Source organism: Collinsella sp. AF16-8, from assembly GCF_003462695.1.
Classification (GTDB): domain Bacteria; phylum Actinomycetota; class Coriobacteriia; order Coriobacteriales; family Coriobacteriaceae; genus Collinsella.
In genome coordinates this window covers 1-20711 of sequence record NZ_QRXX01000003.1, presented here as the reverse complement: position 1 = coordinate 20711, position 20711 = coordinate 1, and the positions used below count along the sequence as shown (strand labels likewise).

The following is a 20711-nucleotide window of genomic DNA, read 5'->3' as shown; positions in this document are numbered from 1 at the left end:
GCGGCGCTATTCCTCCCGGCATGTATACGCACAGGTGGCGTACTCGGGAAACGCTTCGCGGTCGGCGAACTTGGGATCGACGGCCGGGAACTGGCGGTGAGCGACGATGTCGCCGAGCGAAACGGAATCGAGGTAGTCGCGCATCAATGCTTGAGCTCCGGCCCACAGGGGATGATAGCAGCACGTGCCCATGCGCGCACAGTCGCCATCGGGTGCGGTGCAATCATTCATAACCATAGGGCCCTGAACGGCCTCGACGACCTGACGAATGGTAACGTCGTCCGGACTGACCTTGAGACGCATGCCACCGTGGACGCCACGCAGGCTCTCCACAATACCGGCCTGGACCAAACCGTGCTGAATCGAGCGGGCAAACGAATACGGAACATTGACCTCTTCGGCAGCGGTGCGAACAGAAAGCAAACGCTCCGGATCCTCGGCAAGCATCGCCAACATACGAAGGGCGTAATCAGTCTTCCTCGATATGTCCATTTTTTCCCCTTTCAAGGAATATGAACAGCTCGAACGAGCTCCGGGGCCGAGCTTGTGTCGAGACGCTAAATGACCGCTAGGACATCCAAATGGTAAATCGGATATCCACTGAACGCCGCGCTCGGAGCGAAATGCATCAGATGCGGCCTACAGTGCAATTTAGTATAACCTAACCCCCTGTCTCGTTGAACAGGTGTTGCGCAACAAAGCTGTTGTTCAGACAAATATACTTATTAGATTTTACTTGCGTTCCCGAAGGCGCGGGGATTCTGGGCGAAGATGCACCAGGGCGATCGTTCTATCGAAACAAAGTGCATCAAACGCAAAAAGCCACGTCCGAAGACGTGGCTTTAATTGCGTTGGCGGGAAGTACGGGGCTCGAACCCGCGACCTCCGACGTGACAGGCCGGCGCTCTAACCAAACTGAGCTAACTCCCCAGGCAGTCGTTCGCGTTTGTTTCCGCTCGCGTGCGCTGCGGGGATTAGTATACACAGAAGTCTGTCCGGCGCGCAACAACTTTTTTGAAAAATTTTTTGGGGCCATCCGGGAGGGCTTCCGGGGCTGAGGGCGGGGGTTAAGTTTGCTGCTCTACAGTCCTGCGCAAGACGGAAAGCACATTAAGTGCTTTCCTTTGCGTGCGGAACTCGCGACAAACTTAACCCCCGCCCTCAGCCCCGGAAGCCCTCCCTGCCGTCACATTATTCAACCAGTTTTGCGGGCGTGCGCCGCTGCGCGGCTAGCCCGCGTGCTCCTCGGCGGGGTTGGTCTGATTGTTTTTGTTGAAGCTCTGCCTTTGGCTCAAATGGAAACGGGGGACGCATCTGCATCCCCCGTTTTTGTTGCGGTTAGTCCAAGTCAATAAACTTAGTGGTCAGTATCTTGCCGTCTTTGACGAGCATTCTGGCCATGGTGGGGCCTCGGCTGCCTCTGGGGTAGCTGGCGCTGCCCGGGTTGAGGACTAGGCAGCGGCCCACTTGGGCTTCTTTGGTTACGTGGGTGTGGCCGTTGATGGCTACGTCTACGGATCCCACCGGAAGGTCTTCGCGGTAGTGGGCTACGGCAAATTTGAGGCCTTCGTAGGTAAAGAGCGCAAGACGGTCTACATCGGGGCCGTAGTCGCGGTAGTAATCGTTGTTGCCCAATACGGCCCGTACAGGGGCGATGGTGCACAGGTGCTCGTAGTCCATCTCTGACGTGAGGTCGCCGGCGTGGATGATCAGGTCTGCGCCCTCAAGCTCATCCAAGAGCGCAGGCGATAAATAGCCGTGGGTGTCCGAGATGATGTCGATACGCTTGGCGCTTGCGCTGTTCATGGGATCCCTTCCGCAAAAAACGATTCGGCAGATACATACAAAAAAGGCCCCACGGCTCCGCAGACGATGGGTCTACAGGGCTGCGGGGCCAGTGCGCTAGAGACTCAAGGCCTTCTTGAGCGGCACGACGCGGCGGCGCGAAACCGGCACGCGTTCGTCGACGCCCGTAATGCCCAGCTGGATGGCGCCCGAGGGCACCGTCTCGACGTCCGTAACGCACGCCAAATTGACGATATAGCGGCGGTGAACACGGAAGAAGCCAAAGTCGCAGAGCTTGGCCTCAAACTGCGCCAGCGAGGTCGTCGACAAAAAGCGATCATCGACGGTATAGATGCAGGAGTAATCGTCCTTGGCCATGATAAAGCGGATGTCGTCCACGGGAATGAGCACCTTGCGGCCGCCCTTTTCCACCGGGATACGCTCGATGGTCACTTTGCTGTCCGTAACCGGCTTGGCGCGTTGCATGACCTTCTCGATCGCGCGATCCAAGCGAGCTTCCTCGACAGGCTTCATCAGATAATCGACGGCATCGACGTCGAATGCCTCGACCGCATGGTCGCTATACGCAGTCACAAATACGATCGCCGGCGGATTTTTGAGCTTATGCAGTGCCTCGGCAAGTTGCAGGCCCGAGGCGCCGGGCATCGAGATATCGAGAAACACGACATCCACGCGACTTTCCATAAGCATCTCGATGGCGGAGCGGACGCTCGACGCCTCCGTGATCGTGCCGATCTTGCCCGTTTGCTCGAGCAGGAAGCGAAGCTCCGAGCGAGCCGGCGCCTCATCATCCACAATCATCGCACGCAGCATAGGGATAAAACCTTTCGTCAACTAACTACGCCGGGCATCCGTCGCATGACGTTGGGCCCGTAGCCTTTTATTTTACTCTTGAATGTCAAAGATGCTCTCTGACAAATCAAGATGAAGAAGCACTTTGGTGCCCTTGCCCGGCGCCGATTCGACACGCGTATAGGAGTGCGGCCCAAAAAAGCGATGGATGCGCTCCGAAATATTGTGCATGGCCACACCGGCGCCGCCACCCTGGGGAGAGCTGGCGTCGGGACGGGCAGAGCGCTCGTCAAACAGTCTGGCGGCGGTACCCTCATCCATGCCCACGCCATTATCGGCCACGGCAATCAAGATTGCATCCTCGCCGTCTTGGTGAACGGTCACGTCGATCCTCAGGGCGTCGTCATCGCCCATACCATGACGCACAGCGTTCTCGACAATCGGCTGGATCACGAACGCCGGCACCAGCGTATCTTCCACATCCTCGGACACATCGAACGTCGCAAGCACGCGGTCCTCGCCAAAGCGGGCCTTCTCAAAGGTAAGGTAGCGCTTGGTCTGTGCGACCTCGCGCGAGACCGGAATAAGCGATCCCGAGTTGTCGAGCGTGGCGCGATAGAACGATGAGAACTCACGAAGCAGTTCGCGGGCCCGCAGCGGGTCGGTGCGCGTAAACGATGCAATGGTGTTCAGTGTGTTGAACAGGAAATGCGGGTTAATCTGCGCCTGCAGCGCACGCACCTCGGCGCGCGCTGTGAGTTCCTTTTGCACCTCGAGCTCGTGGATGGCGAGCTGCGTGGACAAGATCTCGGCAAAGCCCGAGGCAAGCGCGTACTGGGTACGGTCGACGGCGCGCGGGGTCTTGTAGTAGAACTTGAGCGTGCCGACGGTACGATCGCCCACCTTGATGGGGGCGATAATGCCGGCGGGGACTTGGTTGTGCGAGCCGTCCGAGCCCACGACATCCACCATACGGTTGAACGACTGCACGATGCCATGTTCGATAACGTAGCGTGTGGCAAGCGTGTGGATGGGAGAATCTGGCAGTAGTTTTTCCTCAAACTCGCCCGCGCAGGCAAGCACGTTGTCCTCGTCGGTGATGGCCACCGTCATGGCGCGCGTCTCGGGCAAAATGCGCTGACACACCAAACGCGCCGACTCCTGCGTCAGACCGCCCTTAATGTCCTCGAGCATGGCCGAGGCCACCGAGAGCGTCTCCTCGGTGTACTGGGAGCGCACCGAATCGGGATTGAGCGTCAAAAAGATAAAGATGCACAGAAAGATGCACAGCAGCGCGCAGGCAATCACCGTGGCAATCGGCTCGATACCGGTCGCCAAGGCAAAAATAAAGTACATCAGCACGCAAATGGCGCAGGCAACGGCAATGATGCGAAAGATTGATATTGAACTATCGCGCTGGGCGCGGCGGTCGATCATTCGGCCCCCTCCAGGATACTGATCAGTTGTGCGTCACGCCAAAGCCCGTCCATGATCTTGGGCCAAAAACTCTGGAAACGCAGGTAGCTTGCAGCGTTTTGGCGCGCATAGGCTTTTGCCTCGTCGATACCATGGCGCCAGATGCGCAGGTAGCCCTCATGCTCGCGGGTAAACACGCTGCGGACCATAGCGGTCTTGCGCACGCGGTCGTCGAGCTCGCGCGAAATCCACGGGCCCGGGTAGGGCATGAGCGATGCCGCCGTAACGGGAATGAGCTCCTTTTGATGCGCGGCGAACGTCAACTTGGCCCGTTCGTAGTACCAACGGTATACATCCTGCATAAAGCGCGGTGAGCGCTTTTCGGACTCCGGAGGCAGATGGCGCACGGTCCACTCGTTATCGAACCACACGTCGTAGCCAAACATGCGCATGTTAAAGAGGTAATCCAAGTCCTCGCCGCGGGTGATAAACGGGTCAAAGGCCACACGCGTAAAGGCGCGGGCGTGCAGGGCCATCAGGCCGCCGCACACGTAGTTTGAGCGCGAGATGCGGGTGCCCGAGAGCGCCTTTTTCATCCAACGGTTGAACTCGATGCGCTTGGTCCACCAACGATGGCAGATGCCCGCCTTGTCCGTGGGAGCCAACGGCGAGCCGTCGCGATCGTAGAAATAGCCGCTCTTGACCAAGATCGGCAGGCCCTGACGCGTCTGCTGACCCAGCGCGTAGGTCGCGCGCTTCATAAAATCGGCGTCGATGACAGTCTCATCGTCATCCAAAAAGATAACCGCGTCATGCCCCAGCACAGCGGCACAGGCCAGCCCCATGTTGCGGATGGCACCGTAACCTCGCAGGCTCACGCACTCGCCCGAACCCTTGGGCGCGATCTGAGCAACCCGGTCTGCGATGCGCGAGGCCTGGGTGTTGGTGACAACGGTGACCTTGAGCGTGGGATGCGCGTCGACAATCTCGTGCACGCGCAGCGACACATCGGCTGTGGCAGAAACGGGACAGACCACCAAAAGGATGATGCGCGGGATGTCGCGCACCTGCTCAAGCGAGGCCAGGCAGCGGTCGAGTTCGGGATTGTCGGCGTTGAGTCGTGTCGAATGGTCATAGGTGCCAGGGGCGTTTGCGCGAGCGTCATCGCCCGCCCAATACGTTGGAATCACGACCGTGGCGTTCATGCCTTACCCTCCCTGCAACACAAAAACGGGACGCCGCCAAACACAGGCGACGCCCCGCGACCTAGCTGACTCCATCATACCCACTTGGGCTAATCATTGTTCGAAAGTCAGAATGTTTATTGCGGATAACCCCAAAAGAGTACCGTGGACAGGCACAATAGCCGCTCACTCCTATGCGGCATGCTCTGCCGCCCGAGTCATGCGGGACAGGCGGACCAGCAGCATAAAGCCAACGACCAGCAGCACACCAATGGAAAGGACGCCCAGCGACGGGTTGCCGGTCAGCGAGGTGACGATCGACACCAGGAAGGTGCCCATAACGCTTGCATAGCGGCCAAAGATGTCAAAGAAGCCGTAGTACTCGTTGGACTTTTCCTTGGGAATAATGCGGCCAAAGTAGCTGCGGCTGAGCGCCTGCACGCCGCCCTGGAACAGGCCGACCATAATGGCAAGCACCCAAAACTCAAAGGCGGTCTTTAGGAAGAACGCGGCGAACAGCACAATGCCCATATAGGCGGCGACTGCCACCAAGATCATGTTGAGCGTGCCCACGCGGCCGGCGAGCTTGCCGTAGATGATGGCGGACGGAAAGGCCACGAACTGCGTGACGAGCAGCGCCAGGACCAACTGGGTCGAATCGATGCCCAAGGCCGATCCGTAGCTGGTTGCCATGGAAATGACCGTGTGCACACCGTCGATGTAGAAGAAGAACGCGATCATGTAGACCAGCACGGCCTTGTTGTGGGCGATCTCGCGCATGGTGTGTCCGACCTCGGAGAACACACCGCCCACGATGTGGCCGATGGTGTCCTCGGGACCGCGCTCGCGACCGTACTTTTGCTTATAGGTGCGAATGAGCGGCAGGGTAAAGATGAGCCACCAGGCACCAGTGATGACAAACGACAGACGCGTTGCCAGCATGGTGGGGACGCCAAGAGCGGGGCCACCCATGATAAGCGCCAAGCAGATGATGAACGGCACGGTGGAACCGATGTAGCCCCAGGCATAACCCGAGCTGGACACGGCGTCCATGCGCTCGTCGGTGGTAATGTCGGGCAGCATGGCGTCGTAGAATGTCATAGAAGAGTTAAGGCCGATGGTGCACAGCACGTACACGGTCAAAAATGCCATGGCGGACATTGGGATAGCCTGCGCCAGGCAAAGCACCAGGCCCGTGAGGAAGAAGCCCAAGAAGAACTTGATCTTGTTGCCGGCGTAATCGGCAAGCGCGCCCAGAATGGGCATGAGCATGGCAATGACCAGCGAGGCAATCGTCTGCGCGTTGCCCCAAGCGACCACCAGGTCTGCCGAGGAAGCACCGGTATTGATGGCGTTAAAGTAGATGGGCACCACCGAGGTATTGAGCAGCACGAGGGCCGAGTTTCCCACATCGTACATGACCCAGTTACGCTCGAGCTTGGTGTATTTCATGGACAGGGACCCTTCGTATTCGCCCGATATGCAGTTAGTTCATCGTACCCCAATTGCACAGAGGCGCCGGTAAGGATTCGGCAAAGGGACAGGCACGGACCCTATTCCTCGCGGTCGAACTCCTCGTCGGCGCCGAGCACGCGGCCGCTGTAATTGACGTGGTTGGTCACGGCTTCCATATCGCCGGTCTCGATAAAGCGGGCGACCGTGCACTCGTAATCGACCAGCGCGCGGTCAAAGACCTCGGGGAAACTCTCGGTCGAGACTTCATCAGTAAAGGGGTTCTTCCATGCCAAGTGGCCCAGGTTGCCGGTACGCTCGGGCAGCTCGGTCGTCACGCGGTGCGCAAGGCCGTCGAGCAGCGAATAATCGTGCACCAAGCCCTCGAGCAGGGCAATCGCGCGCGTCTTGGCCGAACCGGCCGGCTCGATAGTACGGTAGAGCAGCTGCATGTCGGCTACGGCGCCGGCGTACTCCCCCGCCGGGATGTCGATACCGTACACGCGCCCGGCGACGTAGCTCATCAGCACGCCGGCAACGCGATTGATGCGGTCGGTCGTGACGATCTCGCCCGCCGGCGGATAATCCTCGACCGTGGCCCCGTCACGTTTAAGCTGCAGCATCAGCACGTCCAGGTCGCTTTCGAGCACGGCGTGAACTTGACTGCCCGAAGCCTCGAGCTCGGGGTCGGACTCAACAATGCCAAACTGCTGCTCGTAGACAAAGGGATGGGCATTGCGGTCGAGCACATAGTGCGACAGCAGGCCCAGCGCAAACGCGCGACCCAGATTGGCATCGCGCGGCTGCAGGTGCGACACGCCATCGCGCAGGCACGAGAACTGGCGCGACATGCGCGAGCGGTGCATGACCTGAGCCAGCAGCGTGCAGTCGGAAACACGCGGTGTCAGAATGTGAAAGAAAAACGGGTCGGGGCCTTGGTTGCCCAAGATAAAGGCAATGCGCTCTTCATCGGACGTGATGACGCCCTGCGGAAGACGGTCGATGCTTTCCTCGCCAAACAGATGATGGGTGATAAGCGCGGGCATAATGATCCTTTCGATTTCATTCGATGCCACCCATTATGCCCACCGCGCGCCCATACCAAACCTGCGATGGTAAACGACGGCACGCAAGCCTCTTACGCAAGCCCCAGGTGCGACTTGACCTCGGCGGCACGACGACGGGACACCGGCACCGTCGAGCTCACGCGGTCGAGCCTGAGCTCCATCAACCCCGTGGAGCCAATCTCAACATTGTGCACGTCTTCCAAATTGACCAGATAGCTGCGATGAACGCGGATAAAGCCCTCGGAGCCCAAGCGACGTTCGAGCGAGGAAATCGACTCATTGATCAGGTATGTCCCCTCGGCACAGACCGCATTGCAAAAATCGGCACGCGCCTCAAAGTAGCAGACGTCTGCGGCGGGAATGAACACCTTTTTGCCCCCGCGGTCCACCGTCAGACGCAAAGGCTGGCGCGGAGCGTGGATAACACGACGGACACCCAAGGCTGCCTTGATCTTGTCGAGTGCCTTTGACAGGCGTGCGTCCTCGACCGGCTTGACGACATAATCGACGGCATCGAGGTTATAGGCATCAGCCGCATACTCGGCAAACGCCGTCACAAACACAACCACCGGCGGCGTCTTTAGGTTCTGCAGCGTCTCGGCAAGCTCAATTCCCGAGCGACCGGGCATGGTAATGTCTAAAAACAGCACGTCGGGCTTGTTCGACAGAATCGACTCTACGGCTTCGGTGACATTGCCCGCCTCGGCAATCTGGCCCACACGCGTATCCTTTTCCAACAGATAGCGTAGCTCAGCCCTAATGGGAGGTTCGTCATCAACCACCAAGATGTTCCAGCCTTCGGACATATGTGCTTCCCCTCTTTTTCTCTCAATCCAACCGCGTGCTACACCTTCATCGGCGCCGGCTCATGCGGCTCGCCGTTCAGCTCGACGATGACCTGCGTCCCCACGCCCTCCTGGGACTTCACGCGCATGCCAGAATCTTCCCCGTAAAAGAAATGGATGCGCTGAAGCACGTTGAAGAGCGCCAGGCCGCAGCCTCGCTTGATGGAGCCGTCGGCGGTAATGCTCTCGGGCTCCTCTCGGCGATGCTGCTCAAACAGGTGCGCGCAGACTTCTTCGCTCATACCGATGCCGTCATCTTCGACGATGATCTCCAGACCGTCATCGGTCTCAAAAGCCCCAACACGAATAGAAAGCGGCTCGGTCTCGCGCTGGGCATGCTTGATGCAGTTTTCGAGCAGCGGCTGTAAGATAAACGGCGGCACCATGCTGTCGCGCACCTCAAAGTCGATGTCGACCGAAACGCGCAGACGGCCGTCGCCATACCGGGCCTGCATAAGATTGATATAACGAGTGCCCTGTTCCACCTCATGCTCGAGCGTGGTGAGCGTATCGGAGTCAGAAAGCGTCTGACGATAGTAATTGGAAAAGTCGATCAGCAGCGATCGCGCCTTGTCGGGCTCGGTTCGCACGAGCGACACGATAGTGCTGATGGTATTGAACAGAAAATGCGGGTCGACCTGCGACTGCAGGGCGCGCAGCTCCACGCGGGCCGTAAGCTCGTCCTGGCGCTCGAGCTCAAAGCTGGCGAGCTGCGTGGAAATGAGATCGGCAAAGCCCGAGGCCAACGCCGTCTGGCGCATATCGATGCTGCTCAGGCGGGGATAGTACAGCTCGAGCGTACCCACGCAATGCCCGCGCACGGTAAGCGGTGCGACAATACCGGCGCGCAGGCGGGGAAAATAGCCACCCGTCTCATTGGAGGTGTCACGCGAAAACACGCTCTGCTCGCCCGTCTCAATCACACTGAGCGTGGTCTTGAGCACGACCGGGGTGCCGGCGGGACACTTTGTCGAATCCTCGCCCCAACTTGCCAACACCTGCTTGCCGTCGGTGAAGCAGATGGCCGAGGCGATAGTTTCGGACAGAATGATTTTGGAGGCGCCCAGGGCAGCTTCGGGCGTAAGGCCGCGCGACGTGTAGGCGAATATTTTTGATGCGATGGCGAGCGTACGGTCGGTTGCGCTCGATGTGAGGTCGTCGGGGACCACAAAGACATACGAGAAAAAGAAGCACAGCATGACCAGGCCGGCAATAACGACAACGCCCGGAACGGGATTGGGATTATCGGTTAAATCCCAGATAAGCAGCAGGATAAGCGCCGGAACGACAACACCGAGCAGGATGGCCTGAACCACATGCTGGGCCGTACGAAAGACCTTGGTCGAGTTGTAGCTCTTGCCTAGAATCAGCCTGTTTAAGTCCACCGTCATCCCCTTTTATCTACCGCACCCACAGCAATAAAGAGGGCCGCAAGCGACCCTCTCCATTGCATTATGCAATCAAAAACTGTGTTTTACATCCAGCCATCGACAAACGGTATCTTAGGCGCTGTATTTGTTGGCCTCGCCAAAGGTGCCAGCCTCGACGATCCAGCCGTCCTTCATGATGACGTCCATGTTGTCGGTGTTGAGCACGTGGATGTCGGCGGCGACGTCACCGTTGACGACCAGCAGGTCGGCGCACTTGCCGGCCTCGATGGAACCGGTCTCGTCCTCGATGTGGCACATCTTGGCACCGTTGAGGGTGGCGCAGGTGATGGTCTCGACCGGGGTGAAGCCGATCTTGTCGACAAACTCGTACATCTCCTCGATGGAGCAGGTGCCGTACGGGGTGACGAAGGAGAAGGAGTCGGAGCCGATCGTCATGACGACGCCGCGCTTCTTGGCCTCGCGCAGGCAGTCGTAGTTGCGCTGCAGCTCCTTCTCGACCAGGGTGCCCTCGTACTTGTCGTGCAGCTCGGGGACGTAGACGGGCGGATAGGTGGCGTACCAGGTGGGCAGGAAGGCGATCGTCGGGGTGAAGAAGGTGCCCTGCTCGGCCATGAGGTCCATGGTGCGCTCATCGATATCGAAGCCGTGAATCAGCTGCTCGCAGCCAAAGCGGACGGAATCGTAGGCAGCGGCGTGGTTGTTGTAGCAGTGGCTCCACACGGGGATGCCGACCAACTTGGCCTCTTCGATCACGGCCTGGATCTCCTCGGAGCAGTAGTGCTGGTCGCGACCGGAGTCCCAGCGCCAGATGCCGCCACCGGTAGCCCAGATCTTGATGGCATCGGGGTTCTCGCGCAGGCGACGACGGACGGCCTTGCGCAGATCCCAAGGACCGTCGACCTGATCGCCCCAGGGGTGCGATTCCTTGTTGAGCTCCTGGCTGCAGTGGTGGGAGTCACCGTGACCGGCAACACGGCAGAAGCCGAGTCCGGTGGCCAGAACGCGCGGGCCCTTAAAGACGCCCTTGTCGATGCAGTCACGGATCTGGATACCAAAGCGGCCGATCTCGCAGACGGTGGTGAGGCCGTGGGTGAGGCAGTCGTAGGCCTGCTTGACGGCGACGGCCTGCTTCTCGAGGAGCGGCTGCATAACCCAATCGGTGTCATCGTCGGTCAGGTTGCCCGAGAAGTGCAGGTGGGTGTCGATCAGGCCGGGAAGGACGGTCTTGCCGGCGGCGTCGATAACCTCAACGCCCTCGGGAAGGTCCTGCATAGCACCGGCATACTCGATCTTGCCGTTGTCGTCGACGAGAACGAGGGAGTTCTCGACCGGCTCGGCACCGGTACCGTCGATGAGCTTGCCGCCAACGATTGCGTACTTAGTAGACATGGTTCCTCCTTATGGATCCATATAGTGGGCGAGGCCATGTTGGGTTAAGGCCTCACAAAGCTACCCAAGTGGTGCCGGGTTCGGTGCGCGGAAGAGAGGGGTCCGCGCACCCGATCCGCCCCGGCTAGGCGTTATTTTTTGCGGGAATTGGTGAAGGCCATGAGGGCCAGGCCAACGGCCAGCCAGCCGATCACGATGCTCCACTCCACCATGTTGAGGGAGGCGGGAGAGAACGGGACCACGAGCAGGCCAATGATGACGGCGCAGGCAGCGACAGCGAGGCTGATGCCAAACTTGCCGCCGGGCACCTCGTAGGGACGAGGCAGGTCGGGCTCGGTGAAGCGCATGCGCAGGCAAGCGAGGGCGACCATGCCGCAGGAGAAGATGAAGGCGAGAGCCGACACGTTGGTCAGAGGGATGAGCATGTTCTTGCCCAGGAACGGACCGATGACGGTGATGACGCCCAGAACGGCGCAGGCGAGCTTGGGAGCGCCGGACTTGGGATCGACCTCGGCGAACTTCTCGGGCAGCTGGCCCTTGCGGCCCATGGCGAGCATGATGCGGCTCGTGGCGCCGTAGAAGGAGTTCATCGGGCCCATGGGTCCAAGCGTGGCGATGACGAGCATGGCCAGGTACAGGAGCATGTTGATGCCCTTGAGGCAGGCAAGCGCGGGAACCGGGCTCTTAACAAACTCATGCCAGTCGAGGATGGTGCCGAACGAGTAGATGCAGACCATGTAGAAGCCGCCGGCGGCCAGCAGGGCCAGGGAGATGATCTTGCCGAACTTGTTCCAGTTGAGGCCCTCGGCTGCTTCCTCAGCCTGCTGAGGAATGGTATCGAAGCCGGCGTAGAAGAACGGGGTCAAAACCAGGACCGACACGATGCCGGCGAACAGGCTGGTGCCCTCGGTAGCGGGCTTGCCGCCGCCAGCACCGGTGACCTGGGAGAACACGGGCATGGCGTGTTCCGGCGAACCGGTGAACAGCGAGACACCCATGGCGAGCAGCATGCCGCAGAGCAGAGCCTTGGTCAGGAAGGCCTGGAGCTTGGCGGCCGAGCTGGCACCGCGGAAGTTGAGGAAGATGACGTAGACTGCAAAGCCGAGCGCGATTAGCGTCGGGAACAAGTAAACGTCGGCGCCCAAGATGGTGTAGAGCTTGACGGCGCGCAGCCACTCAAGACCGGGCAGGCTGCCGAACATCTCGGACACGAGGGTCGAAATGGCGATGGCCTCCCACGGGCACAGGATGCCGTTGCCCAGGGCCAGGAGCCAACCGGTGATGTAGCTCAGCGTACGGCCAAAGCTACGATCGACATACTCGACGATGCCGCCCGAGATGGGGATAGCAGCCGTGAGCTCACCGAAAACAGCTCCGACGGGCACGAGGAAGATTGCACCCAAGAGGAATGCGATCATAGCGGGAACGGGACCGCCGCCCACGACCATCCAGTCGCCGACCTGCAGAACCCAGCCAGTTCCGATGATGGCACCGAAACCGATGGTGAAGAAGTTCCAGAGCGAAAGCGTTTTCTTCATGCCACCGTTACCTTCGACTGCAACTTCTGCGTTCTTGTCCGCCATTGTTCCCCTCCTTTCCTTATTGACGCCTCTTTGACGTCACCCTTTGCGCGGTCTGTTTTGCCGCGCGCTTTTATTTCGTGGCTTTACAATACGGCCTTGGCGCAGCATGGCCGCCCATGGCTCGACCGAAGGCCGAACTCGCATATGAGTGGCGCCGTTTTTGGGACGAACGGCACGGTTTGCCGCTCATTGTTGTCGCCCGTCCGACGGGCGTACGCTCATTGGACGCATATAGAAATGTTTTTGAGGCCGTGTGTTTTGCGCCTTTCGTACCGTTTACCGAGCTTTTGACGCTCGGACCCATTTGTTGCACATCCTTTTTGTAGGATAGACAGGTTATACATGAGACAAGGCGGTACGAATGGCATACGGATACAACGACGGTGATCAACGGCGACAAAGCGTTCGCCTTGCTGGCCGCACCACGCCGACGCCCAGAAGTGCCACGAGCAGCAATCCGCAACGCCCTCAAGAGCAACCCAAGCCTTCGTCTCGGCAGCAGACAAACAGAACACGGCAGAGTGGCCGTCCGAGCACGGGCACAAGCGCACAGCAAGATAGCCGCTTGGGCGCGCGCACTCGACAGCGCCAAGCCGAGGTTCCGCAACTGCGCCGCAACGGCGCACGTCAGCCCGGAAGCCATATCAACCGCTTCTTTTCGCATCCCCAAGGCGGACGCGACGGCAAGCCCTACCGCTCGACATCGTTCGTGAATGCCCCCGCCCTGCCGGCTCGTCGGCTTTGCCTCGCACTGTGCTCTATCCTCATCTGTCTGGTCTTTGTGCTTATGAGCTCCTGTATGTCCCACGGCTCGGCCGGTCTCGAGCCCACCGCCGAGGACAAGCTGCTCAAGGCCCCCGTCGCGCCCGGTTATTCTTTCGCCTTTTCGACCCCGCGCTCGCAATGGCAAGCCGGCACGATGCCCCATATCTATCAGATCGACCCTGCATGGTCGGAGCTGCCTTACGCCGGCGGTACCATCCGCCAAAATGCTTGCGGGCCTACGTGCCTCACCATGGTCTATATCTTTAAGACGGGACGCACCGATATGACTCCCGTCGATATGTGCGCGCTTTCCGAGGCAGGCAATTACGCCCCCACCGGTGCAACCGAATGGTCGTTTATGACGAGCGGTGCGTGGCAGTTGGGACTTAACGGAACGGAGCTTCATAACGATCGCGACTCGATGACTCAGGTGCTGCGTTCGGGAGCGCCCGTCATCGCCGCCGTTCGGCCGGGCACCTTTACCAACGTGGGCCACTACATTGTACTTTACGGTATTGACGACGCCGACCAGATTGAAGTCTTCGATCCCAACTCGGCCAGCCGCAGCGCCCGCCGCTGGGGCGTCGTAGAGGTCCTCAACGAAGTCGAAGCCATGTGGGCCTACTACTAGTCATTGGGCACTCATTGCACTCATTGGGGACAGACTTAAATGAGTAGCCCCAGGCTGCCAGGAACTGCCGACACGGAAAGCGCATCCCATTTTGGAGCTCAATAGCGGGATGCACTTTCCGTTAGCGGCCCGTTTGGGAAACTACGTTCCACTTTCCGGCAACATTCCGGGATGCATTTTCCGGTTGAGGCCCTCAAGGGAAACTATGTCCCATGTTGGACGCTCATTCTGGGATGCGCTTTCCGCAGTTGATTGATGCGGGCTTTAAGGACTGTTCCAAGCTGCCAGCAGAAAAGGAACGTCCCCAAGTGCCGGGTTTCCGCAGTCATTGGGGACAGACTTAAATGACTAGTCTTTTAAGAACGTCCCCAATGACTACCCACAGAATGAGGGTCTCATCGGGGACTAGGTAAATAGCAAAAGCCCCCGCGGCCGAAACGGCCACGGGGGCAGCAGGCTTGCAAGGGTTAACTCAAGTCCTCGCCATTTGATGCAATGACCTTTTGATACCAGCAGAAGCTGTCCTTTCGGTAGCGATCGAACGTGCCTTTGCCCGTATCATCGGCATCGACATAAACAAAGCCATAGCGCTTCTTCATCTGCCCCGTCGAGGCCGACACCAAATCGATACAGCCCCACGGCGTGTATCCCATCAGGTCAACACCGTCCTCGACAATTGCATCGCGCAGCGCAAGAATATGCCTTCGCAGGTAATCAATATGATACGCATCGTGGACTTTGCCGTCTTCCAGCGCATCGAGTCCGCCCACACCGTTCTCGGCGATAAAGAGCGGAAGATGGTAACGATCGTGGTAGCCGGCAAGCGTCACGCGCAAACCCAGCGCATCGATCTGCCACTTCCAGGCAGTCTCTTTATCCCTGAGGTACGGATTGCGCAACGTCGGGAACACGTTGCCCTCCGCCTTCTCGGCGACCACCTGATCATCGGCGCACACCAAGCGCGAGCAATAGTACGAGAACGAGATGAAGTCGACCGTATGCTCTGCCAGATACTCCGTATCGCCCAGCTCAAAGGGCACGTGAACCCCCTCTTTCTCGAGTGCACGCAGCTTCCAAGCAGGATAGGCGCCCGCAGCCATCACGTCTGTGTAGAAGTAGCGGCCGCGGTCCTCCTCATACGCAAGCCATACGTCCTCGGGCGCACAACGGTACGGATAGGTCGCACCGGCAGCGACCATGCAACCCACCTTGTTTGCGGGATCGATCTTGTGCAGAATCTCGACAGCGCGAGCGCTCGCCATAAACATATGGTGCGAGAACGCCGCGGTCACGGCTGCACGGTCACGCTCATCCTCGAGCGTGACACCCGCGTTGAGATAGGACAGCGCCACGCTGTTGATCTCGTTGAACGTAAGCCAATAACGCACGAGGCCCTGGTACGCGCGTCCGACGGTCTCGACGTAGTGCGCATACCGCTCGATCATCTCTCGGCTTTGCCAGCCACCATAGCGCTCGACCAGAGCCAACGGATAGTCGTAGTGCGACAGCGTCACAAGCGGCTCGATTCCATGCTCGCGCAGCGCCTCGAATACCTGACGGTAAAACTCCAAGCCCTCACCGTTGGGCTCGGCCTCCATCCCTGTGGGAAAAATACGGCTCCAACAAATTGAAAGACGCAGGCACTTAAAGCCCATCTCGGCAAAGAGCTCGACGTCCTCGCGCCAATGATGGAAGAAGTCGTTGCCCCAACGGCATGGATACAGCCTGTCCGGATCATCCACGGGCTTTTGCCTGCCAAACATCACATCCCAGCGGTCGGGACCCTGTGGAATCAGGTCGGAGTGCGACATACCGCGGCCGCCCTCGTTCCAGCCCCCTTCGGCCTGGTTGGCGGCGAGGGCACCACCCCACAAAAAGCCCTCGGGCATACCGGCAGCAGACGTTCTGTCAAAGTAACCCATGCTACTCAGTATCCTTGGCAGAAGCTGCCGCGGCGTTCTCCTGCTCCTGTGCCAGGAGCTGGTTGTCGTACACCTTAAAGAACGGGTACCAGACCACAGCCATGACCACGATCAAAACGATCGTAAATACCCAGATACGCGGGTCGAGGCACTGGATAAAGCCCTGAACGAAGATGGGGAACGTGCCGCTCACCAAGATGTAGAAGTTAGAGACAAGACCCAGTGAGATTGCACCCCAATACAGCAGGGCCGAAATCATACCGCCCAGCACAAACGGAATCATGAGGATCGGGTTGAAGATGATGGGTGCGCCAAAGATCGCGGGCTCGGAGATACGGAAGAAGCTCGGCACGATCGATGCCTTGCCAAATGCCTTGAGCTGCTGCGACTTTGCCTTAAACGCGCAGAGCGCCACAAAAGAGAACGTATTGCCCGTGCCGCCGATGAGGTTGATGACCATCGACATGAGTACCGGGTGGAACTCAAGCGGCTGCCCAGCAGCGTAGAGCGAGGCGTTGGCAGCAAAGGCGGCAAGCGTGACCGGGGCGGTGATGGGCATCACGATCATGTTGCCGTGGACGCCAAAGCACCAAAACAGCAGCGTCATGAAGCAGATAAGCAGTGCGCCGGGCACAGAGTCAACTGCGACGGAAAGCGGGGCAGCGAGCAGCTTCTCGATAACCGAGGGGATGAACAGCGTGGGATCGATCATCTGGATCAGCAGGTTGCCACCAAAGAAGATGAGGATGTTGACGAGCATAGGCACGATGGCGCCAAAGGTTTCGGACAAAAACGGCGGCACGCCATCGGGCATCTTGATGGTGATGCCCTTGGTCTGGCAGAAGCGCGTGACCTCGACGGAGACCAGGGCAACGATGATGGCGGTAAACAGGCCCTGCGCACCCAGATAGGTGCAGGGGACCGCCTGGAGCACGGACTCATCAGCAAGCTGGTAGTAGGACGACGGCGCCGCGGCGATCAGGAACATCACCAGCGAGGTCATGCCGGCGTTAAGCTTGGGCATCTTGTAGGTGCCCGCCAGGTTATAGGCGATTGCGAACGTCACGATCACCGACAGTATGCCCATCGTCATATTGAAGGGGATGAGCAGCGTGAGCTTATTGGCCGTCGCAAAATCGAGCCAAGGGCCAAAGACGGACCAGAACCCGCCCTGCGCCACCAGGTCGGCCGTGACCGGCGGGTTGGCGAGGATCATAAAGACGGCAGATACCAAGATGAAGCTGATCGCGCTCATAAAGCCCTTTTGCATGGAGGCAAAGTGGCGCTCGGTGCCGCAGAAATTGGCGATAGGGGTCAGTTTTTCCTGAAGCAGGGTCATGAACTTCTCCATGGTTGCCTCCTAACCCAACAGCGACTGGGCGAGTGCCAGCACGTTGGCGGCGTTGCCCATGCCGTAGTCCTGTGCGGGGATGACCGAGGTCGGCTTACCGCTCCCCTGCTTGACGGTGTTGAGCTGGTAGGACACCTGCGGCCCCAAGAGCAGCACGTCATAATTGGCGCACGTCTCCTGATACTCGCCGATACCCACCGCATCGATATCGAGCTCGATGCCGTTTTGCTCCGCATATTTCTCGAGTTTCTTCATCAGAATGCTTGTAGACAGACCAGCTGCGCAAACAAGAAGGATCTTCATAAGGGATTCCCTTCGCATTGATTGGTTGGATAGTCACCGCACGCCGCTAGGCGTTCTTGGTTGCAGTGCACTCATACAGGCAGATCAGCTCCTGCACGAGCTCCTGAGCAAGCATGGAGCACATGAGGTGGTCCTGAGCATGGACCAGCAACACATCCACCGACAGATGCTCGCCCGCTGCCTCAGTCGAAAGCAGCTGCGTTTGGATGTGGTGAGCCTTGATTCCCGCATCCTTTGACTGCTTCATGAGTTTGGCGGCGGCGTCAAAATCCCCCGCTTTTGCCTTTTCAAGGGCTTCGAAGGCAAGGCTGCGTGCCTCTCCCGCTGCAGCGACCAGCTGAAACGAAACCATCTCGGTTCCCTGATCGTCCATAACGGTCTCCTCTCCCGTGATGTTTGGTTTGTACTTGAATATTCGAAACGCCTATCTCCCGCCCGCAATCCTCGAGGTTTATTGCAGGTAGACAGACAGGGTTATCGACAAAAGAAGTCTTAAGCCGTATGCGCTTGCACAAGCGCCATCAGCTCATGCCAGGACCGGCGCTCGCGTAGGCGCTCGACCCCCTGGCGGTCCATAAAGATCTCGGCGAGCAGTGAGCTCAAGATCCGCGCCTCATCGCCGCCCGACCGGGCAAACGACACCATAAAGACGATATCGACCTCATGGCCGTATTCGTCCCAAAGAATGGGATGTTCGAGCAGGCCCACGGTAACAAAGGCCTCGGCGCTCAAGGGATGCATCCCATGGGGCATGGCTACCCCATTGCCAAACGAGGTGGCACTCGCGCTCTCGCGCTCGGCGACCTCTTGGGCAAACTGGGCATCGACACGGCCGCTCTCGACGGCGCGCTCGGAGAGATATCGGAGAACGGCCTGCTTCGACGGCGCCTCAACGCGGTTGAAGAACAGGGCACGGCTAAAGAAAGAGCCTACGGAGTCCGATTGCGCAGTGTCGTCGCTCAGCACCTTGCGGATAGCGTTGACATCGCTCGTCTCCAAGAAGAAATCGGCCTCGCGGACGGGCACGGGCAACTTGACGTTGAGCGGCACCGTTGTGAACACGTAGTCGATGTGCGAAAAATCGAACGTTCCCACGCGGGCGACATCGCATGTCTCAATCGAATCGATATACATGCCAAACTGCTTGCGGTACTGGTGCTCGAGCATACGGGCGCTTCCCGCTCCCGAGGCGCACACGATCAGGATGCGCTTGCGACGCGGCTGGTCGGCTTGCTGCTCGAGGGCCAGGGCAAATGCCATGGCGATGTAGCCGAGCTCTTCATCAGAGGGCTGGCTGCCAAAATGACGCTCGAGTACCTGCGAGGTGCCAGCTGCCATCGAATAGGCCAACGGAAACCTCGTCTTGATATCGGGCAGCATGGGGTTATCCATATGCATGTGATATTCAAGGCGATAGCCCAGAGGGCCGATATGCCGAGCAAGGTTCATGCGAAGTTCAAGATCGCCGCTAAAGTCAAACCTAAACTCATCGTTGACCGCACGTACCATCTCGGAAGCAATCTCCCACATCTCGTCCGAGATAACGGCAGAGCCCTTCTCGGGCACGCCCGTGCCCCTGCCGAGCAAATGGATTGCGATAAAGGCAACCTCTTCTCGGGGCATGCTCGCGCCCAGGGCATCCTTGATGTTTGCGGCAATCTGGAAAGCCGCGGCGTATTCGCGCGTTCCCTCCAGTTTTTGAACGTCCGATTCTGCAGCTGGGACATAGCAGCCCTGCTCGATGCGGCCAAGAGCAATGTAAAGATGCATGATGAGATTGCGGGATGCCAGCGAGCTCACCGTGACGGGCGAGGCCGTCAGGGCATCGTCCACACATGCGGCGATGGCCCGCAGGCGCTCGGCGAGCTTTGCATCGTCGGTGTCGGGCAACACGGGCCTCACCAGCGAGGCCAGGCACAGGCGCCGTTGTGACTCCCCGCCCGCAACGCGGATTCCGTAGCGTGGGCGCTTTTCGAGCGTTAAGTCAAATTGGGCGAGTTTCTGCTCTACCAGACGCATGTCATTGGACAGAGTTCGCGCCGAAACGTAGAGTAAATCCGCATACTCCTCAATCGTCACCCACTGGGACCGCATGAGGAGGTCGTTAAGAAGGAAGGACACACGGCCGTCGCGCGTATCAGGAATGCCCGGATGGGCCAGAGCCGCACCGTCTAGCAAGCGAGCAAGCTCATCTGCACGTGCAACATCGATACGATACTGCCCCTTGCTGCCAACGATGCGTGCAACCCCTGCAAGGTTGTCGTTTGCGCGATGGATATAGTTTCTCACGGCGCGCTCGCTTACCTCGAGACGCTTGGCAAGTACCGCGACAGCGACAGGCTGAGCGTCCTCGATCATATTTACAAGCTGCTTGACGCGAGCATCCATGTCCTCCTCCTTTCCCTGCGTCTAGTCTAACGCGGTAAAGAATGACACTCCACGTCGCGCTCGTTCCGCCAACTCGGAACAGGTTGCGGGGAGTCCAGCTGAGCTATGGAGAGCCTGGGGAAAGGGCCCGAAGGCAATGCGTCGGTGTGGGATGCGCCTTCCCAGCCATTGTGCAGTCATTGGGGACAGACTTAAATGAGTAGTCGTTGGGGACGTTCTTGTTTGACTAGTCGCTTAAGAACGTCCCCAATGACTACCCGGAATGAGAGTGGATAATCTCCCACTTTTGGCCTGTATGCAGGCTCAAAGTGGGAGATTATCCACTCTCGTGATTTGGGTGCGGCGCGCGGCACTCCTCATGAACAGTCACCTCAACAGCAAAAGCCCCGCAGTCGGAGCGGACTGCGGGGCTCATGAAGAGAGGCT

17 protein-coding genes and 1 tRNA gene are annotated in these 20711 nt (G+C 59.1%); 1 reads left to right on the top strand and 17 read right to left on the bottom strand.

Annotation, left to right across the window (positions count from 1 at the left end; translation table 11 throughout):
- Window positions 1-6 precede the first annotated feature (6 nt).
- The 12 genes from DWW73_RS03660 to DWW73_RS03605 all read right to left on the bottom strand — a co-directional run bounded on the left by DWW73_RS03660 (window position 7) and on the right by DWW73_RS03605 (window position 12925).
- Window positions 7-492 carry an Rrf2 family transcriptional regulator gene (locus tag DWW73_RS03660; RefSeq protein ID WP_117564951.1) on the bottom strand — a complete coding sequence of 162 codons (486 nt, stop codon included), beginning with the start codon at window positions 490-492 and terminating at the stop codon, window positions 7-9.
- Window positions 493-852: 360 nt separating this feature from the next.
- Window positions 853-930: transfer RNA gene (locus tag DWW73_RS03655), tRNA-Asp, on the bottom strand.
- A gap of 408 nt (window positions 931-1338) precedes the next feature.
- Window positions 1339-1806 carry a YfcE family phosphodiesterase gene (locus tag DWW73_RS03650; protein ID WP_117640999.1) on the bottom strand — a complete coding sequence of 156 codons (468 nt, stop codon included), beginning with the start codon at window positions 1804-1806 and terminating at the stop codon, window positions 1339-1341.
- Window positions 1807-1902: 96 nt separating this feature from the next.
- Window positions 1903-2619 carry a LytTR family DNA-binding domain-containing protein gene (locus DWW73_RS03645; RefSeq protein ID WP_006235156.1) on the bottom strand — a complete coding sequence of 239 codons (717 nt, stop codon included), beginning with the start codon at window positions 2617-2619 and terminating at the stop codon, window positions 1903-1905.
- Between the two features lie 72 nt (window positions 2620-2691).
- Window positions 2692-4035, bottom strand: a complete 1344-nt coding sequence (locus tag DWW73_RS03640) for a histidine kinase (protein WP_117778785.1) — start codon at window positions 4033-4035, stop codon at window positions 2692-2694.
- On the bottom strand, window positions 4032-5219 hold the full coding sequence (locus tag DWW73_RS03635) for a glycosyltransferase (RefSeq protein ID WP_117743936.1): 1188 nt from the start codon (window positions 5217-5219) through the stop codon (window positions 4032-4034). The genes DWW73_RS03640 and DWW73_RS03635 overlap by 4 nt, the downstream gene beginning before the upstream one ends.
- A gap of 171 nt (window positions 5220-5390) precedes the next feature.
- Window positions 5391-6650 (bottom strand): MFS transporter, encoded by a 1260-nt coding sequence (locus DWW73_RS03630; RefSeq protein WP_117778784.1) that lies wholly within the window; start codon window positions 6648-6650, stop codon window positions 5391-5393.
- Between the two features lie 101 nt (window positions 6651-6751).
- Entirely contained in the window at window positions 6752-7696 is a 945-nt protein-coding gene (locus tag DWW73_RS03625) for a zinc dependent phospholipase C family protein (protein WP_089573246.1), read from the bottom strand.
- Window positions 7697-7788: 92 nt separating this feature from the next.
- Window positions 7789-8523, bottom strand: a complete 735-nt coding sequence (locus DWW73_RS03620) for a LytTR family DNA-binding domain-containing protein (RefSeq protein WP_117778783.1) — start codon at window positions 8521-8523, stop codon at window positions 7789-7791.
- 38 nt (window positions 8524-8561) lie between these two features.
- Window positions 8562-9947 carry a histidine kinase gene (locus DWW73_RS03615; protein ID WP_233509112.1) on the bottom strand — a complete coding sequence of 462 codons (1386 nt, stop codon included), beginning with the start codon at window positions 9945-9947 and terminating at the stop codon, window positions 8562-8564.
- Between the two features lie 117 nt (window positions 9948-10064).
- Window positions 10065-11342, bottom strand: a complete 1278-nt coding sequence (locus DWW73_RS03610) for an amidohydrolase family protein (protein WP_117648122.1) — start codon at window positions 11340-11342, stop codon at window positions 10065-10067.
- A 131-nt stretch (window positions 11343-11473) separates the two neighbouring features.
- Window positions 11474-12925 (bottom strand): APC family permease, encoded by a 1452-nt coding sequence (locus DWW73_RS03605; RefSeq protein WP_117646630.1) that lies wholly within the window; start codon window positions 12923-12925, stop codon window positions 11474-11476.
- A 565-nt stretch (window positions 12926-13490) separates the two neighbouring features.
- On the opposite strand from DWW73_RS03605, the gene DWW73_RS10270 reads away from it, so the two are divergent.
- Window positions 13491-14321, top strand: coding sequence for a C39 family peptidase (locus DWW73_RS10270; protein ID WP_233509111.1), 831 nt, complete (start codon window positions 13491-13493; stop codon window positions 14319-14321).
- Window positions 14322-14788: 467 nt separating this feature from the next.
- On the opposite strand, the gene DWW73_RS03595 is transcribed toward DWW73_RS10270, so the two are convergent.
- The 5 genes from DWW73_RS03595 to DWW73_RS03575 form a co-directional block, all read right to left on the bottom strand.
- On the bottom strand, window positions 14789-16243 hold the full coding sequence (locus tag DWW73_RS03595; protein ID WP_255413118.1) for a family 1 glycosylhydrolase: 1455 nt from the start codon (window positions 16241-16243) through the stop codon (window positions 14789-14791).
- A 1-nt stretch (window position 16244) separates the two neighbouring features.
- Window positions 16245-17594 carry a PTS sugar transporter subunit IIC gene (locus DWW73_RS03590; protein ID WP_117778781.1) on the bottom strand — a complete coding sequence of 450 codons (1350 nt, stop codon included), beginning with the start codon at window positions 17592-17594 and terminating at the stop codon, window positions 16245-16247.
- 9 nt (window positions 17595-17603) lie between these two features.
- Window positions 17604-17897 (bottom strand): PTS sugar transporter subunit IIB, encoded by a 294-nt coding sequence (locus DWW73_RS03585; protein ID WP_117778780.1) that lies wholly within the window; start codon window positions 17895-17897, stop codon window positions 17604-17606.
- Between the two features lie 46 nt (window positions 17898-17943).
- A complete protein-coding gene (locus tag DWW73_RS03580) occupies window positions 17944-18270 on the bottom strand; it encodes a PTS lactose/cellobiose transporter subunit IIA (protein ID WP_117648559.1) in 327 nt (108 codons plus the stop codon).
- A gap of 119 nt (window positions 18271-18389) precedes the next feature.
- Complete coding sequence (locus DWW73_RS03575; RefSeq protein ID WP_117778779.1) at window positions 18390-20285, bottom strand: BglG family transcription antiterminator; 1896 nt, start codon at window positions 20283-20285, stop codon at window positions 18390-18392.
- Window positions 20286-20711 lie beyond the last annotated feature (426 nt).